This is a genomic window from Exiguobacterium sp. A1_3_1, from assembly GCF_048985645.1.
GTDB classification, from domain to species: Bacteria; Bacillota; Bacilli; order Exiguobacteriales; family Exiguobacteriaceae; genus Exiguobacterium_A; species Exiguobacterium_A indicum.
This window is the reverse complement of sequence record NZ_WBYY01000057.1, coordinates 1-17,554: the sequence shown is the minus strand read 5'-3', so window position 1 is coordinate 17,554 and position 17,554 is coordinate 1. Positions and strand designations below refer to the sequence as shown.

The following is a 17,554-nucleotide window of genomic DNA, read 5'->3' as shown; positions in this document are numbered from 1 at the left end:
GTCTTGAACCGTCACTTGCCTTTAAAATCATGGAGTCGGTCCGTAAAGGGAAAGGACTCTCGATTGACATGGAAGAGGCGATGATCGAGAACGATGTGCCACTCTGGTATATCGATTCTTGTAAGAAAATCAAGTACATGTTCCCGAAAGCCCATGCTGCTGCCTACGTCTTGATGGCTGTCCGGATTGCCTATTATAAAGTCCATCATCCGATGTATTACTACGCTTCGTACTTTACGGTACGTGCGGGTGATTTTGATATCGGTGCGATGAATAAAGGCTCTGCTGCCGTTCGGAAAGTCTTGCAAGACATCAAGGACAAAGGTTTCGAAGCGACGGCGAAGGATAAGGGATTGTACACGGTTCTTGAAATCGCGCTTGAAATGATCGAACGCGGCTTTACGTTCCAAAAAGTCGATCTCTATCGCTCAAGTGCAACGGAATTCCTCATTGATGGGGATACGTTGTTACCACCGTTTAATGCCGTGACAGGTCTCGGGACGAATGCTGCGAAGCAGATCGTCGAAGCACGTAAAGGCGGCGAATTCCTCTCGAAGGAAGACCTCCAAAAACGCGCCAAATTGTCGAAATCGATCATCGAGACGCTCGATAACCTAGGCTGTCTCGAAGGGTTACCAGACGAGAATCAGCTCTCCTTGTTCGACTTGTAAGCCCTTAGGAACACTTGCTTTGAGCGCTTTCCTATGCTATATTGAGTGAGGAAATGTTTTTTATACTACGACTTGGAAGGAGTAGGGGGACCTGCTCCTTTCTTGTTTGTTTTTTGAAGGAGGATGAAGATGACGAACGTAACGGAAAAGGTCGAAGCGCTCGCAAAACCAATCGTCGAACGAGAGGGGATGGAGCTAGTCGACGTTGAATTCGTCAAAGAAGGGGCGGATTGGTTCCTACGTGTCTCCATCGACAAAGAGGGTGGCGTAGATCTTGAAGACTGCGTCAAAATCAATGAACAGTTATCGGAAGCATTGAATGACAATGATCCGATCGACGAGCCGTATTACCTCGACGTCGCTAGTCCAGGAGCGGAACGTCCACTGAAGAAAGACGAGGACTTCGAAAAGGCGATTGGGAAACATGTGTACATCAAAACGCACGATCCAGTAAAGAATGCGGTTGAATTCGAAGGAACGTTGCTCGCGTACACACCTGAGATGCTTGAAATCGAAGTGCGTGTCAAAACAAGAAAATTGAAAATTGAGATACCGGTCGACAAGATTTCACTTGCGCGACTTGCGGTAATGTTCTGACGGAAAGGAAGAGAACGATGGGACCACAGTTACTCGAGGCGATCAATCAAATCGCGAAAGAGAAGGAAATTGACAAGAACATCATCATCGATGCGCTCGAACAGGCATTGATTTCAGCGTACCGACGCAACTTCGGAAAAGAATCGGAGGCTGTAAAGGTCGAATTCGACCAGCAGACAGGAGACATCCGTGTCTTCGCGCTTAAGGAAGTCGTCGAACGATTGACACAACCAGAAGAGCAACTTTCGCTTGAAGAAGCGCACGAGATCGATCCGACATATGAACTCGGCGATTTCCATAAAGTCGAAGTGACGCCAGGCGACTTCGGTCGTGTTGCAGCACAAACGGCGAAACAGATCGTCACACAAAAAATGCGTGAAGCAGAACGCGAACGCATCTACAATCACTTCGCGGATCGTGAAGATGAGATCATGACAGGTATCGTCGAGCGTCAAGATGCACGCAACTTGTACGTCAACCTAGAAGGTATCGAAGCTGTCTTGACGACACACGAGCAAATGCCGAACGAGCGTTTCGGGATTCGTGATCGCATCAAGGTGTACGTCACGAAAGTTGATCCAATGGTCAAAGGATCAGGGGCATCGATTCTTGTATCACGGACACATCCAGGTCTCTTAAAACGTCTCTTTGAAATCGAAGTACCAGAGATTTCAAGTGGCGAAGTCGAAGTCAAGTCTGTGGCGCGTGAAGCGGGTGACCGTTCGAAAATCGCAGTCGCAGCTGACGACATCGATCCAGTCGGTGCATGTGTCGGACAAAAAGGGGCGCGTGTTCAACGCATCGTCAATGATTTAAACGGGGAAAAAATCGATATCGTCCGTTACTCGGATGATCCGAAAGAATATGTCGCGAACGCACTTAGCCCAGCTCAAGTCGTTGCAGTCTATGTCAACGAACCAGCGAAAGCGACAATCGTCGTCGTTCCGGATTTCCAATTGTCGCTTGCAATCGGGAAACGTGGTCAAAACGCGCGTCTCGCAGCGAAATTGACAGGATGGAAAATCGACATCAAGAGCGAGTCTGAAGCGGAAGCGATGGATCTCGAAGATGTCTTCGCGACGGAAGAGCCGGTAGTAGAAGCGGTCCAAGTCGAAGGCGAGGAATAATTCGTGCAAAAAAAGGTACCATTACGTAAGTGTGTCATCACACAAGAAATGAAACCGAAAAAAGAATTAATTCGTGTCGTCCGGACACCTGAACAAGAGGTCGTCATCGATTTAAATGGTAAGATGAATGGGCGAGGTGCCTATTTATCGAAAGATGCGGCAGTCATTGCGACGGCGAAGAAAAAACGGACGCTTGATCATCATTTGAAGGTCAAGACGACAGATGCCTTATACGATGAATTGCTTGAAATCGCGGGAGGTACAAATGAGTAAATGGGAATCCCTTCTCGGTCTCGCGAATCGAGCTAGAAAAGTGACGACGGGAGAAGAACTCGTACTGAAAGAAGTACGAGGAGGACAAGCGAAGCTTGTTCTTTTAGCAGCAGATGCGGGGGCTGCCACGCGTAAGAAAGTCACAGATAAATGTACGAGTTATCAGGTTCCTTACCTAGAAGTCGCCGACCGGACGATTCTCGGTCAAGCATTAGGAAAGGATGCGCGTGTTGTCGTGTCAGTCAATGAAGCCGGATTTGCGAAAAAGCTAACTGAACTCCTCTCGAACGACTAATTGGAGGTGGATCCTTTGGGTAAACGTGTATACGAATTCGCCAAGGAACAAAACGTAACAAGTAAGCAGGTCATCACCCAGCTCGAAAAGCTGGAGAAACCAGTCAAGAATCATATGGCAGTATTAGATGAACAGACAGTACAGCAACTCGATCAAGTATTTAATCCCGAAAAATATCGGGCTCAAAAGACGGAGGCTCCAAAACAAGTGAAATCAGATAATAAACCGAACCGACCAGGAAGTACAAACAAACCAGCAGGTAACCAATCACGTAACAGCAAAGGCGGACGCCCAGAATTCGGCAACCGTAACAACCGTGGCGGCAAACGTCGTCCGAACCAAAAGAAAGCAGAACCACGCAAACTTGAAGTTGCGGATCCGAACTCGAAGTCGAGTCAACGGAAAGCAGCTCGCCGGGCGCAAGAAGAGGCGATGGCAAATGTCGTTCAATACTCTGACAACTTGACAGTCGGTGAACTCGCTGAAAAAATGGCGAAAAAACCGAATGAACTGATCATGAAATTGATGGGTCTCGGTGTCATGGCGACGATCAACCAAGATCTTGATGACGAGACAGTCGAACTGCTCGCGACAGAGTTTGGTTTTGAAGTCGAAAAGACTGTCCAAGTCGATGAGACGGACTTTGATCAATACGAATTGAACCTTGACCAGTACGAATTGTCTGAGCGTCCACCGGTCGTTACGATCATGGGACACGTCGACCACGGTAAAACGACATTGCTCGATTCGATCCGTAACACGAAGGTCACTGCAGGCGAAGCCGGCGGGATCACGCAGCACATCGGTGCTTACCAAGTTGAGATCGACGGCAAGAAGATCACGTTCCTTGATACACCAGGTCACGCGGCGTTCACGACGATGCGTGCACGTGGAGCAGATGTCACGGATATCGCGATCATCGTCGTTGCAGCCGATGACGGTGTCATGCCGCAGACGGAAGAAGCGATCAGCCACGCGAAAGCAGCTGGCGTTCCAATCATCGTCGCTGTCAACAAGATGGATAAAGAGGGTGCGAACCCTGACCGTGTCAAACAAGAATTGACAGAGTTCGAACTCGTTGCAGAGGACTGGGGCGGCGATACGATCTTCGTACCGGTTTCAGCTCTTAAAGGAGACGGTATTGACGAATTGCTCGAGATGATCCTTCTCGTCTCAGAAGTTCAAGAATACAAATCAACACCAGACATGAACGGTCGCGGAACAGTCATCGAGGCGAAACTCGATAAAGGACGCGGTCCAGTCGCTACACTTCTCGTTCAACACGGAACACTTCGTGTTGGTGACCCGATCGTTGTCGGTCACACGTTCGGTCGTATCCGGGCAATGGTCAACGATATCGGTCGTCGTGTCAAAGAAGTCGGACCATCGACGCCAATCGAAATCACAGGTCTAAACGATGTCCCGAAAGCGGGCGATCAATTCTTCGCATTCGAAGATGAGAAAAAAGCACGCCAAATCGGTGAAGCACGTTACCAACGTGAAATCGAAGCACAACGTCGCGATTCAGCGAAAGTTAGCTTAGAAGATCTCTTCGACCGCATCAAAGAAGGCGAAGTCAAGGACCTCAACATCATCATCAAAGGTGATGTCCAAGGTTCAGTTGAAGCCTTAGCCGGTTCATTGAAGAAAATTGATGTCGAAGGTGTTAAAATTAACATCGTACACTCAGGTGTTGGTGCGATCACGGAAGGTGACGTCATCCTCGCCTCAGCAGCAAATGCAATCATCATCGGATTCAACGTTCGTCCGGATGGTAACGCGAAATCAATGGCAGATCAGGAGAAGGTTGAAATTCGTCTTCACCGGATCATCTATAACGCGATTGAAGAAATCGAGCAAGCGATGAAAGGTCTCCTTGATCCTGAATTCGTCGAGAAAATCATCGGTCAAGCTGAAGTCCGCGATGTCATCAAAGTATCGAAAGTCGGTACGATCGCGGGTGGATATGTCACGGAAGGTAAGTTAACGCGTGATGCAGGTGTCCGTGTCGTTCGTGACAGCATCGTCATTTACGAAGGAAAACTCGATACACTTCGCCGCTTTAAAGATGATGTCAAGGAAGTCGCTGCTGGTTACGAGTGTGGTATTAAGATCGAACGTTATGATGACGTAAAAGTCGATGATGTCATCGAAGCGTTCATCATGGAAGAAGTCAAACGGAAGTAACAGAACGGAATCCATTCTTCCGAACTGGAGGGAACAAACATGAGTTTACGCTCGAATCGTGTCGCCGAACAGGTGCGTAAGGAAATTACGCAACTGCTCATCAAGGATGTCAAGGATCCACGCGTCAAGCCGATTACCGTCACAGGTGTCGAAGTGACAGGAGACTTGCAACAAGCGACGATCTTCTATTCAGTCCTCGGTGACGAAAAAGCACGTGAGGATGCGCGCATCGGTCTTGAAAAATCAAAAGGCTTCATGCGTAAGGAAATCGGATCGCGGATTCGTCTGCGGAAAACACCTGAACTATTGTTCGAGGTCGATTCTTCTGTCGAATACGGATCACGCATTGATGAGTTGCTTCGGAATTTGAACAAAGATTAACACCTAAGGCAACCACGCGTGTGGTTGCCTTTTTTCAAGGAGGACATCACGTGGAACCCATCGGAGTATTACCACTAGATAAACCAGCCGGCATGACGAGTCATGATTGTGTCTTTCGTCTACGTCGCTTGTTTCAGACGAAAAAAGTCGGACATACAGGGACGCTTGACCCAGAAGTAACAGGTGTCTTACCGATTTGTCTCGGTCGAGCGACGAAACTTGCCCGTTTCATCACGGATGAAGGAAAACGTTACGCGGCGGAAGTGACGATCGGTTTTGCAACGACGACAGAAGATGCACACGGAGAGATCGTTCGTGAAACACCGGTCGAACCCGAAAGTATTACTGAAGAGGCGATCGCTGATATTCTGAGCGCCTTGACAGGAGAGATCGAACAGACGCCACCGTATTATTCAGCAGTCAAAGTGAACGGGAAGAAACTATACGAATATGCACGAAAAGGGATTGAAGTCGAGCGACCGACACGGATCGTCCGTATCGATCGATTGGAACGGACATCGGACCTTGTGTTCGAAGATGGTCTTTGTCGCTTCCGCCTTGATATCGCATGTGGAAAAGGGACCTATATCCGGACACTAGCAGTCGAAATCGGAGAACGACTCGGTTATGCGGCACACATGAGCGACTTACGCCGGACAGGTTCTGGTGCGATTGCTGAGACGGACACCGTCACACTCGAGACACTCGAATCGTATGAGACAGTCGAAGAGCGGATGCAACACGTCCTTCCGATCGAACACGTCATCCAAAAATGGCCACGATTGACGGTTGATGCAGCAACAGCGCAACGTGTCTTGAACGGAGCAAAGCTGACAAGCATTCCAGTCGAATTCGAGCTGTTTACTGTCTATAATGAAGAGGACGTACCTTTAGCGCTATATCGACGTCTTCCAGAAGAACAGGTAGCACGCGTCGAGGTCATGCTACAAATCGATTAAGATCGGAGAGAGCATCATGGACATCATACATTTGACATATCCGGAACAGCCTCAAAAAGCCCCTGCTGTCATCGCACTTGGCTTTTTTGACGGTGTACATCTCGGACATCAGCAAGTCATCGCAGCAGCACGGAAAGAAGCGGAGGCTCGTCGCCTGCCTTTGGCTGTCATGACCTTTGATCCACATCCGAAACAAGTACTTGGTAAAGGGGATGAACCGGTCCGCTACATCACGCCGCTTGAACGTAAATTAGAGAAAATCGAACGCCTTGGTGTCGATCGTGTTTACGTCATTGAGTTCACGATTCCTTTCTCGGAATTGTCACCGCAAGCTTTCGTCGATGAATATCTGATTGCGTCCGGTGCAGAGCATGTCGTCGCTGGATTTGATTATTCCTATGGTCGCTTCGGAGCTGGCAAAATGACGACGCTTGATTTTCATAGTCGGGGCACGTTCACGCACACCGTTGTAGCAGAGTTCCAAGAAGAAGCAGAAAAAATCAGCTCAACCCGGATTCGTCGTTTACTTGCTGCAGGAGAAGTCGAACCGGCTGCACGTTTACTCGGAGAACCCTACCAAATCAAAGGCACGATCATTCACGGTGACGCACGCGGTCGACAAATTGGCTTCCCGACAGCCAACATGCGCCCAGAATTCGCCTACGTCATACCGAAACTTGGTGTGTATGCGACATTCGTTCGCTTAGCGGACGGTCGTCGATTCAAAGCGATGACGAACGTCGGCAGACGCCCGACGTTTTATGAGACGGGAGACGTCAGTATTGAGACACATCTTCTTGACTTTGATGAGGATCTTTATGGTCAAGAATTGACGCTTGAATGGATTGCTTATTTACGCGATGAAAAAGCCTTCAATGGTATCGATCAATTGAAAGAACAGTTGACACGAGACCGCGAAGAGGCAAATACACGATTAAGCGTTTGACAGTACGGACAGGGTTCGTTATGATAGGTCAGTACGATTACGTACAGCCGATTCACTTGGCATCTGGTCTCACCATCCGATGCTCGGGAATACGGTCATTCATAAGATGGAGGTGGAGTGACAATGGCACTCACAAAAGAACGTAAAAACGAAATCATCGAAGCATATGCTACGAAACAAGGCGATACTGGTTCGCCGGAAGTACAAGTTGCTGTTTTAACTGAACAGATCACAACTTTGAACGATCACTTACGTACACACAAAAAGGATCACCACTCACGTCGTGGTCTCTTGAAAATGGTCGGTCGTCGCCGTAACTTGCTCACATACCTTCGTAACAAGGATGTTGCACGTTACCGTTCGTTGATCGAGCGTCTTGGTCTCCGTCGCTAATCCCGACGAGAACGAGGTAGGGAAGCAGGAGCATCGTCTCCTGTTTCTTTTTTTTGCCGATTCATGGACTTTTTGCGCAAGAACCTACATAATTAGATTTGAATGAAAAAACGGATAGCAGTGAGAGGAGATTTGTGCATGTCACAAACAAAACAGACGTTTTCGACCGAACTCGGTGGACGTCCATTAACGATTGAAATCGGTCAATTAGCAAAACAAGCGAACGGAGCAGCATTGATTCGCTACGGCGATACAGCCGTTCTTGCTACGGTCGTTGCATCAAAACAACCGAAGGACTTAGATTTCTTCCCATTAACAGTGAACTATGAAGAAAAATTATATGCGGCAGGGAAAATCCCAGGTGGATTCCTCAAACGTGAAGGACGCCCTGGAGAGAGCGCGATCTTGACTTCGCGTCTGATCGACCGTCCGATCCGTCCACTATTCCCGGACGGTTTCCGTCACGACGTTCAAGTCGCGACGACGGTTCTTTCGTCAGATGCTGACAATTCACCAGAAGTCGCTGCGATGATCGGAGCTTCGATTGCGCTTTCGATCTCGGATATTCCTTTCGACGGTCCAATCGCAGGCGTGACAATCGGTCGCGTCGACGGAGAGTTCGTCGTGAACCCGACTTCAGCGCAAATGGAAGTCAGCGATATCGACCTTCAAGTTGCCGGGACAAAACATGCCGTCAACATGGTTGAAGCAGGTGCGAAGGAAGTATCGGAACAAGCAATGCTTGAAGCGATCTTGCTCGGACACGATGTCATCAAGGAAATGATCGCGTTCCAAGAAGAAATCGTCGCACAAGTCGGTAAAGAGAAGTTCGACTACACGGTATCAAGCTTCGATGAGACAATCGTCAATCGCCTGAAAGCAGAAGCATTGGCAGAAGTCACACAAGCAGTTCAAGTCGAAGAAAAACAAGCACGTGACGTTGCCATCAACGAAGTCATCGCAAAATACATCGAGTTGTATGCAGCTGACGAGTCAGTCACAGCAGAACAACTAGCAGAAGTATCAGGCGTTCTCAACAAGTTCGTCAAAGACGAAGTCCGCCGTCTGATCACAGAAGATAAAGTCCGTCCAGATGGTCGTGGTCTTGCTGAGATCCGTCCACTTGATTCAGAAGTCGGTCTCTTACCACGTGCACACGGTTCAGGTTTGTTCACTCGCGGTCAGACACAAGTCTTGTCTGTTGCGACACTCGGTGTTGCGGGTGACGCTCAAATCATCGATGGACTGGGTCTGAAGGAAGAGAAGCGTTTCATGCACCACTATAACTTCCCGCCATTCTCAGTCGGGGAAGCACGTCCGATGCGTGCACCAGGTCGTCGTGAAATTGGTCACGGGGCACTGGGAGAACGCGCACTCTTACCAGTTCTTCCGAATGAAGTCGATTTCCCGTACACGATTCGTCTCGTGTCAGAAGTCCTTGAGTCGAACGGTTCTTCATCACAGGCTTCAATCTGTGGTTCGATTCTTGCCATGATGGATGCTGGTGTTCCACTTAAAGCACCTGTCGCTGGTATTGCGATGGGCTTGATCATGGAAGGCGACAATTACTCGATCTTGACGGATATCCAAGGGATGGAAGATCATCTCGGAGATATGGACTTTAAAGTCGCTGGAACTCACGAAGGTGTCACAGCTCTGCAAATGGATATGAAAATTGGCGGAATCACGCGTCAAATCCTCGAAGAAGCACTCGAGCAAGCACGTCTTGGTCGTCTGCACATTCTTGAGCATATGCAAACGGTCATCGCTGAACCACGTGTCGAATTGTCACAATACGCACCAAAAATCGTCACACTCAAAATCAATCCAGATAAAATCCGTGATGTCATCGGACCTGGTGGTAAAGTCATCAACGGTATCATCGATGAGACAGGCGTCAAGATCGACATCGATCAAGACGGAACCGTCTTTATCGCTTCGACGGATCAAGCCGGCATCGATCGTGCCCGTCAATTGGTCGAAGATATCGTCCGTGAAGTCGTCGTCGGTGAAGAGTTCGATGGAACAGTTCGTCGTGTTGAGAAATTCGGTGCATTCGTCGAATTGTTCAAAGGAAAAGACGCACTCGTCCACATTTCGGAACTCGCACTTAACCGTGTCGGTCAAACGGAAGATGTCGTCAAACTTGGAGATAAGCTAAAAGTCCGTGTCACGGAAATCGATGACAAAGGACGCGTCAACGCTTCACACAAAGTCCTGCTCGTCGAAGGCTTAAGTGAAGAAGATCGTGCTGCATACGAAGAAAAGAAAAAGACAGAGCGTGAGAACCGCCCGCCACGTCGGGATCAGGGTTCACGCCCACCACGTGACGGACAACGTCCACCACGTCGTAACTAATGAATCCAAGGTGGCTCGACGGTGCAGAGAATGCAACGAGAGCCACCTTGTTTCCTATATTTGGAGGAATTACTATGATCGAACGGATACAATTAGAAAACGGAGTTCGACTGATCGTTGAACGGATGCCGGAAGCACGCAGCGTCGCGACCGGAATCTTCATTCAAGCAGGAAGTCGGACGGAACAGATCGAGGAGCATGGTATCAGTCATCTCATCGAGCATATGATGTTTAAAGGAACAAAACGCCATACGGCAAAAGAGATTGCGGTTTACTTTGACCGACTTGGTGGAAATATTAATGCGTTCACGAGTAAGGATCAAACGTGTTATTACGTCAAGACACTAGATGAACATGCAGGCGAAGCCTTTCACGTATTGGCGGACATGTTCCTTGAATCGACGTTTGACGCGGATGAACTGGAAAAAGAGAAAAAGGTCGTCATTGAAGAGATCAAGATGTACGATGACACACCGGATGATCTCGTCCATGAGTTATTAGCTGTTGCGGCTTACGGAGAAGATGTCATGGCTCGACCGATTCTTGGAACAGAAGAGAGTGTGCTTCGGATTGATCGTGCGATGATCGGACGATATCTCGAAGAAGCGTATGCTCCGGATCAAATCGTCATTTCCGTTGCCGGAAACGTCTCAGACGAGTTGATTGCGCAGATTCAAGAGCGGATGTCGATTCTCGAATCACGATCGAAGACACGCGAGACGACAGAGCCAAGGTTACAAAATGGTGTGATTCGTAAGGAAAAGGATACGGAGCAGGCTCATATTTGTTATAATTTCCGTGCGATTCCTTCTGCTGACCCACGTTTGCCTGCCCTCGCCTTACTCAATAATGCATTCGGTGCGACGATGTCGAGTCGCTTGTTCCAATCCATCCGAGAGGAACGCGGTCTTGCCTATTCAGTCTTTTCCTATTACACGACGTTTGACGATCATGGAACGTTCACGATCTATGTCGGCACGTCTCCGGAATCAGTCGAAGAGGTCGAACAGGTCCTTGCTGCTGAAATCGATCGCTTGAAGCGGTATGGATTATCGACGAAGGAACTCGAAGATGGGATTGAACAGCTGAAAGGTTCTCTGATTCTAGGGAACGAAGGCACATCGAGTCACATGAATCGAAACGCCCGAAATGAGTTGCATCTGCATCGTCACCCATCACTTGAAGAAGTGTTAGCGTATGTCGAACGGATTCGTCCATCGGATATCGAAGGGCTGATTGAGCACATCTTTTCGGAGGAACCGGCAAAGGCCTATATTCTTCCGGCAGACGAAGAAGAGGAAGCATGATAGCAGAACGGAATAGATGAAACATATGAAATGACGATGTCGAGAAAGAAGGAATACCGTTGAATTTAGCTGAATTGATTCAAGTCATACAGACGCAAAAAATCGAACGAATGGTAGAAGTGGACGTTACGTCCATCACGACCGATTCACGGGATGTTAAACCGGGAACATTGTTCGTCGCCATCAAAGGATATACTGTTGATGGACACGACTATGCTAAACAGGCGGAAGCACAAGGAGCGGTCGCAATCGTCGCGGAACAACCGGTCGACGTGTCGATTCCTGTCATTCTTGTTCGTAGTACATCACGTGCCATTGCCGAGTTGGCTGGCAAATTCTATGATTATCCTTCTGAAAAGATGCGGATGATTGGTATTACGGGAACGAATGGGAAAACGACGACGACGACGATCGTCCGTGATATATTAGCGCACCTTGGTCGGAAGACGGGTATCATCGGTACAGTTGAAGTCAAGATTGGTGACCGCGTCGTGCCAAGTCGCAATACGACACCACAAAGCTCCGAGTTACAAGCCTTTCTGCATCAGATGCATGAAGGAGATGTCCAAGATGTCATCATGGAAGTTTCTTCACATGGATTAGAGCTTGGTCGGGTAACGGGTGTCGATTACGACGTTGCGGGATTCACGAATCTGACGCATGATCACCTTGATTTCCACAAAACGTTTGAAAACTATGCGCGTGCCAAAGGATTGTTGTTTGCACAACTCGGTCAACGGCTGTCGACAGAGAAAGTCGCGGTCTTGAATGCGGATGATCCGACGAGTGAGCTGTATGAGATGATGACAGGTGCTCGTGTCATGACATACGGCATCGACAACGCAGCTGATCTCCGAGCAACAGCGATTGAACAGTCGCTTCAACAAACGACGTTCACGATGCTGTACAAGGAAGAACAAGTCGATGTCACGGCGAATTTCATCGGTCGCTTCAACGTCTACAATCTGTTGCTTGCGACAGGGATCCTCTTATCTTGCGGATATGAGCTAGCGACGATTGCAGGCGCGATTTCAGCAATCCGTCCGGCAAAAGGTCGGATGCAACGCTTGCCGATTGAAGGATATAACGTGTATGTCGACTATGCGCATACGCCTGACGGCATCGAACAGTGTCTGAAAGCACTCGTTGACGTACCGAAGGAAAAGATCGTCTTCCTGATCGGGACAGGTGGAAATCGCGATGTGACGAAACGACCAAAGATGGGCGAACTCGCTTCGACGTACGCAGGAACCGTTGTCATCACAACGGATGATCCACGATATGAAGCATATGAGTCGATTACATCCGGCATCGCCGAAGGGATGACCCACGATCAGTTCGTTGAAATCGGTGATCGGGAAGAGGCTGTGCGTTACGCAGCACGACTCGCACGACCAGATAATATCGTCATCTTAGCCGGTAAGGGCCATGAAAAATATCAAATCATTGGGGATGAGAAATTCCCGCTCGATGAGGAAATCATCGTCAAAGAGATGATACGGCAAATGGAGGAACAGAAGTGACTTATCAACCAATCGTTGTAACCATAGATCAATTTGAAACATTCGTAAAAACACATCCCAAAGGCGACTTACTCCAGCTTCCAGCATGGGGAGAAGTCAAAAGCGCGACAGGATGGACACATGAACGGATCGCGGTCGGAACGGCTTCCGGTGAGATTGCCGGAGTTGGTCTTCTTTTGTTCAAGAAAGTACCGAAGCTACCGTTCACGCTTTGTTATGCACCGCGTGGTTTCGTCGTCGATTATACGGATACGTACGCACTTCGCGCCCTTCGTGACGAAGCGATTCGTGTCGCAAAACAACAGAAGGCAATTGCGATTAAATTTGATCCAAACGTCGAGCGGGAAGAATATCCTGGTCTGTTGCAGGAGATGCAAGGACTTGGCTTTAAACATAATGGCTTCGGTGGCGGTTTTGACTACGCGCAGCCACGCTTTACGATGGAGACGAGTCTTGTAGGGACAGAAAAAGAAATCTTCGACGGTTTCCATTCGAAGTTCCGCTACAACGTCCGCCTTGCTGAACGCAAAGGTATCGTATGCGAACAAGCGGATCGTGAAGGGCTAAAGACATTTGCGAAACTGATGGTCGAGACGGGCGAACGGGATGGTTTCTCGATCCGCGGTCTGGATTATTTCGAGAATCTGTACGATCATCTCCATCCAAAAGGTGATGCGGTCTTGTTTTTGACGAAACTCGATGTCGTACGTGCGCTTGAGAATACAGAAGCCTTATTACTTCAAGCCGATAAGGAACTCTCGAAGATTCATCGTCAGCTTGAGAAAGAGACGGCTGAGAAAAAGTTAAAGAGCTTAAACAATCGCTTGGAGCAGACGACAGCACAAATCGAAAAAGCCGAGAAGTCGAAGACGGAACTGATGACGATTGCTGCCAAACATCCAAACGGTGTCATCCTGTCTGGTGGTCTTTTGACGCTTGCTGGTCGTCGCTCGTATTACTTATACGGCGCTTCATCGAACGAGTACCGGGAATTCATGCCGAACCACTTGATGCAGTGGACGATGATGCAATATGCGAAAGAACATGGTGCGCTCTCCTATGACTTCGGTGGAGTCAGTGGTTCGACAGACCCGGATGATCATTACGCGGGACTCTATGCCTTTAAATCTGGTTGGGGTAGCCGGATGATTGAAAAAATCGGTGAGTTCGATTATGTACTCAATCGTCCGCTCTATCTGTTGCTTGAGACTGGGTTACCGATTCTACAAAAACTTCGGAAGAAGCTTCGCCGCTGATGAAACGGGGAACAATCTTCGGTTGGATCGTATTTTTATTGACGATGTTTGCGATTGGATTGTTTCTTGCGGCATCCATGAATCGGATGCCGACGATTTTGATGGATCAACCGGAGCTCGGGATTGATAGTTGTCCACGAGATGTAGCGGGGGAAGATCGCTTAATCAATGCAAGCGAGACGAACCTGAAGCGTCTCCACCCTGCTGTCGAGGCAGGGGCAAAGGATCTGATCCGTGTTGCGCATTCGTGCTACAATATCGATATCAAGATTACGCAAGGATACCGCTCGATTCAGCAACAGAACGCGCTTTATGAACAAGGACGTTCTAAGGCAGGGGAAGTCGTCACGAATGCACGTGGTGGTGAATCGATGCACAATTATGGACTCGCTGTCGATTTCGTTCAGCTCGTGAATGGAGAGATTTCATATGATCTTGAGTATGATGGGAATCGGTCAGGGAAAAGTGATTGGCGTGAAGTCGCTGATATCGGAAAAGCGCTCGGTTTCGAATGGGGAGGCGATTGGAAACGATTCGTCGACTATCCTCATTTTGAGATGACGTTCGGGTATTCGCTCGACGAACTTAAGGCTGGTGAACGTCCAAGCCGTTCGGAAAAAGCGAAACGAACGGAAGAAGTCGAAGATTTGTTGAATACGTGATCAACGTCATTCCTGGAGTAATGTGGCAGGAATGACGTTTTTTTTAGATTTCCTAGTCCGATTGTTGGCAGATTGTGAAAATTCGGCTAGAATAGTGATAGTGATAAGTGGACGGCTCACGAAAAGTGAATATGAATTATAGGAGGTCATGTTGTGTCAAAGAAGAAGACGGAAAAAGTAAGCGTCTTTGCTCTTGGTGGCGCCGGTGAGATCGGGAAGAACATGTACGTCGTCGAACTCGACGAGGACATCTTCGTCATCGATGCCGGATTAATGTTCCCAGGAGACGAGATGCTTGGAATCGATAAAGTCATTCCAGACATCAGTTATTTAAAAGAAAACAAAGAGCGGATTCAAGGGATTTTCATTACCCATGGTCACGAGGATCATATCGGGGCACTCAGTTACGTCTTGCGTGACTTAAAAGTACCGGTTTACGGAACGCGTTTGACGCTCGGTTTGATTGAACACAAATTAAAAGAAGCCGGTTTATTGAAAAAGGCAGATCTTCGTCCAATTGATGCCAAGACGAAATTAACCGTTGCAGGTCATTTTATTACGTTCTTCCGGGTCAACCACTCGATTCCGGATGCAGTCGGGGTATGTATTCAAACATCTCAAGGTGCGATCGTCCATACAGGGGATTTCAAGTTCGATTACACACCAGTTGATGGAAAACAGGCGGATTTCGGGAAGATTGCAGCAATTGGTCAACGGGGAGTGCTTTGCTTACTGTCTGACTCAACGAATGCAGAGCGACCAGGGATGTCTGGATCAGAATCGATCGTCGGTTCTGAACTGAACGACGTCATCTATGAGGCACCAGGTCGTGTCATCGTCGCTTCATTTGCTTCGAACATTCATCGTCTACAACAAGTGTTTGCGGCAGCAGAAGCGAACAATCGAAAAGTAGCGGTCGTTGGTCGTAGCATGGTCAATAACGTCGAAGTGGCACAGCGTTTGAATTACTTACGCTTCAAACAGAAAACATTGATTGATCTATCTGACATCAACCGCCTCGACGACAACCAAGTCGTCATCTTGACGACAGGATCGCAAGGTGAGCCGATGGCAGCCTTGACACGAATGGCGCGTAACGCACATAAGCAAGTCAATATTCGCTTGAACGATACGGTCGTCGTTGCGGCTTCGCCGATTCCGGGTAACGAAAAGTCGGTTTCGAAAACGATCGATCTTTTGTTCCGTGCTGGTGCGAATGTCATTTACAACCAACGGAAAGTACACGTGTCCGGTCACGGTCATGCGGAAGATCTGAAGTTGATGCTCAACTTGATCAAACCGAAATTCTTCCTACCGATTCACGGAGAATTCCGGATGCAAAAGGCACACAGTCGTCTCGCACAGACGGTTGGCGTCAATGCGAACAACATCTTCATCATCGAGAATGGGGATGTCGTTGAGTTCGAGAAGCGCAAAGCACGGATGTCACGCAAAGTGAACGCTGGAAACGTCTTGATCGACGGAATCGGTGTGGGTGATGTCGGAAACATCGTCCTTCGTGATCGTCGCTTGTTATCGCAAGACGGTGTCGTCCTTTGTGTCATTACGATCAGCCGGAAAAACAAAACGATCGTATCGGGACCAGAAATCATCTCTCGCGGATTCGTCTACATGCGTGAATCAGAGGATATGATCAACGAAGCAAACCGAATCGTTGCGAAACAACTACAAGGTAAATTAAACGGAGAATTGGATTGGACGGAGATGAAGTCGTTGATTCGAGATAAACTGAGTGCTTATCTCTATGAACAGACGAAACGCCGCCCGATGATTCTTCCAATCATCATGGAGATTTAACAAACGAGCGGCTCAGATTGACCAATACCTGGTCCACTGAGCCGTTTTTTTATCAGGAGGGATGACGTATGGCGACGACGAAACGAAAACCTGTACGAAAAAAAACGCCGCCACGGAAACGACCGGCAGCGAAGAAACAACGTCAGCCGATTGCGTATCGTACATATGCGACCATCATCGCAATCGTCTCATTATTAGCTTTCGTTCTCGCTTTCGGGGAGTTCGGGAAAGTCGGACTGACGCTAGCCGATGGAGGAGAGCGGTTAATTGGTCAGTTCGGTTCCTTATTATATGGTGGAATCGGTGCTGTGCTACTTTTACTCCTCTCGAATGCGTCGCGTGCTCAAAAATGGGCATGGTCGATGTTACTGATGGGTTCAGTCGTCTGGATTGATCTATTGCTCGGAGCACCACGTGGTATTCTCAATGGATGGCTCTATCAAAACGCAGCTTATTATATTTCGAGCGTGGGTGCCTTCTTGATTGGTCTGTTCTTCATCGGAACGGCCGTTCATATACTAAACCCATCGTTTTATGGAGAGCTGTGGCTTGGGCTCCGAGAACGTGCAGAAGAGTTTCGCAATCGTGAACGGACACCACGTCCTCGTGTCGAAAAAGAGTTGAAAGCGAAACCGGTTCGTGAGAAAAAAACGAAGACATTGCGACCAGCAACTGTCGAGGAACCGATCGAAACGGAACAAGAAGCAGAAGATCCTTCCGTCAACATTCAAGACGTTCCGATCATCGGTTTCACGGATCATGTTGAACCGCAAGCAGCGGAGACACAAGGACCGTTGACGA

The 17,554-nt window shown here is 48.4% G+C and carries 15 protein-coding genes and 2 pseudogenes; all 17 read left to right on the top strand.

The window, feature by feature from the left end:
• Positions 1–671 (top strand): annotated as a pseudogene (gene polC / locus F8N00_RS08035) (PolC-type DNA polymerase III); the annotation flags it as partial.
• Positions 672–800: 129 nt separating this feature from the next.
• Positions 801–1,268 (top strand): ribosome maturation factor RimP, encoded by a 468-nt coding sequence (rimP, locus tag F8N00_RS08030; protein ID WP_023468684.1) that lies wholly within the window; start codon positions 801–803, stop codon positions 1,266–1,268.
• 17 nt (positions 1,269–1,285) lie between these two features.
• Positions 1,286–2,395 (top strand): transcription termination factor NusA, encoded by a 1,110-nt coding sequence (nusA, locus tag F8N00_RS08025; RefSeq protein WP_058713731.1) that lies wholly within the window; start codon positions 1,286–1,288, stop codon positions 2,393–2,395.
• A 3-nt stretch (positions 2,396–2,398) separates the two neighbouring features.
• Positions 2,399–2,668, top strand: a complete 270-nt coding sequence (gene rnpM / locus F8N00_RS08020) for an RNase P modulator RnpM (RefSeq protein WP_023468682.1) — start codon at positions 2,399–2,401, stop codon at positions 2,666–2,668.
• Complete coding sequence (locus tag F8N00_RS08015) at positions 2,661–2,963, top strand: YlxQ family RNA-binding protein (protein ID WP_023468681.1); 303 nt, start codon at positions 2,661–2,663, stop codon at positions 2,961–2,963. Before rnpM ends, F8N00_RS08015 begins: the two co-directional genes overlap by 8 nt.
• A gap of 15 nt (positions 2,964–2,978) precedes the next feature.
• Entirely contained in the window at positions 2,979–5,150 is a 2,172-nt protein-coding gene (infB, locus tag F8N00_RS08010) for a translation initiation factor IF-2 (RefSeq protein ID WP_023468680.1), read from the top strand.
• A 39-nt stretch (positions 5,151–5,189) separates the two neighbouring features.
• Positions 5,190–5,531: a 30S ribosome-binding factor RbfA gene (gene rbfA, locus F8N00_RS08005; RefSeq protein ID WP_023468679.1), complete on the top strand. Its 342-nt coding sequence runs from the start codon at positions 5,190–5,192 to the stop codon at positions 5,529–5,531.
• Between the two features lie 50 nt (positions 5,532–5,581).
• Positions 5,582–6,490, top strand: coding sequence for a tRNA pseudouridine(55) synthase TruB (gene truB, locus F8N00_RS08000; RefSeq protein ID WP_023468678.1), 909 nt, complete (start codon positions 5,582–5,584; stop codon positions 6,488–6,490).
• Between the two features lie 16 nt (positions 6,491–6,506).
• Complete coding sequence (locus tag F8N00_RS07995; RefSeq protein ID WP_055968627.1) at positions 6,507–7,436, top strand: bifunctional riboflavin kinase/FAD synthetase; 930 nt, start codon at positions 6,507–6,509, stop codon at positions 7,434–7,436.
• Positions 7,437–7,559: 123 nt separating this feature from the next.
• Positions 7,560–7,829, top strand: coding sequence for a 30S ribosomal protein S15 (gene rpsO, locus F8N00_RS07990; protein ID WP_023468676.1), 270 nt, complete (start codon positions 7,560–7,562; stop codon positions 7,827–7,829).
• A 138-nt stretch (positions 7,830–7,967) separates the two neighbouring features.
• A complete protein-coding gene (gene pnp / locus F8N00_RS07985) occupies positions 7,968–10,187 on the top strand; it encodes a polyribonucleotide nucleotidyltransferase (RefSeq protein ID WP_023468675.1) in 2,220 nt (739 codons plus the stop codon).
• A gap of 74 nt (positions 10,188–10,261) precedes the next feature.
• Positions 10,262–11,494 carry a M16 family metallopeptidase gene (locus tag F8N00_RS07980; RefSeq protein WP_421018008.1) on the top strand — a complete coding sequence of 411 codons (1,233 nt, stop codon included), beginning with the start codon at positions 10,262–10,264 and terminating at the stop codon, positions 11,492–11,494.
• A 59-nt stretch (positions 11,495–11,553) separates the two neighbouring features.
• Positions 11,554–13,017, top strand: coding sequence for a UDP-N-acetylmuramoyl-L-alanyl-D-glutamate--2,6-diaminopimelate ligase (locus tag F8N00_RS07975; protein ID WP_421018007.1), 1,464 nt, complete (start codon positions 11,554–11,556; stop codon positions 13,015–13,017).
• Entirely contained in the window at positions 13,014–14,273 is a 1,260-nt protein-coding gene (locus F8N00_RS07970; RefSeq protein ID WP_421018006.1) for a peptidoglycan bridge formation glycyltransferase FemA/FemB family protein, read from the top strand. The genes F8N00_RS07975 and F8N00_RS07970 overlap by 4 nt, the downstream gene beginning before the upstream one ends.
• Positions 14,273–14,935, top strand: coding sequence for a M15 family metallopeptidase (locus tag F8N00_RS07965; protein WP_023468671.1), 663 nt, complete (start codon positions 14,273–14,275; stop codon positions 14,933–14,935). Before F8N00_RS07970 ends, F8N00_RS07965 begins: the two co-directional genes overlap by 1 nt.
• A gap of 153 nt (positions 14,936–15,088) precedes the next feature.
• A complete protein-coding gene (locus tag F8N00_RS07960; protein ID WP_023468670.1) occupies positions 15,089–16,753 on the top strand; it encodes a ribonuclease J in 1,665 nt (554 codons plus the stop codon).
• Positions 16,754–16,821: 68 nt separating this feature from the next.
• Positions 16,822–17,554: pseudogene (locus F8N00_RS07955) on the top strand (DNA translocase FtsK); the annotation flags it as partial.

Coding starts and splice junctions, on each gene's coding strand:
- rimP (WP_023468684.1), top strand. CDS start 801: ATGACGAACGTAACGGAAAAGGTCGAAGCGCTCGCAAAACCAATCGTC.
- nusA (WP_058713731.1), top strand. CDS start 1,286: ATGGGACCACAGTTACTCGAGGCGATCAATCAAATCGCGAAAGAGAAG.
- F8N00_RS08015 (WP_023468681.1), top strand. CDS start 2,661: ATGAGTAAATGGGAATCCCTTCTCGGTCTCGCGAATCGAGCTAGAAAA.
- rbfA (WP_023468679.1), top strand. CDS start 5,190: ATGAGTTTACGCTCGAATCGTGTCGCCGAACAGGTGCGTAAGGAAATT.
- F8N00_RS07995 (WP_055968627.1), top strand. CDS start 6,507: ATGGACATCATACATTTGACATATCCGGAACAGCCTCAAAAAGCCCCT.
- rpsO (WP_023468676.1), top strand. CDS start 7,560: ATGGCACTCACAAAAGAACGTAAAAACGAAATCATCGAAGCATATGCT.
- pnp (WP_023468675.1), top strand. CDS start 7,968: ATGTCACAAACAAAACAGACGTTTTCGACCGAACTCGGTGGACGTCCA.
- F8N00_RS07980 (WP_421018008.1), top strand. CDS start 10,262: ATGATCGAACGGATACAATTAGAAAACGGAGTTCGACTGATCGTTGAA.
- F8N00_RS07965 (WP_023468671.1), top strand. CDS start 14,273: ATGAAACGGGGAACAATCTTCGGTTGGATCGTATTTTTATTGACGATG.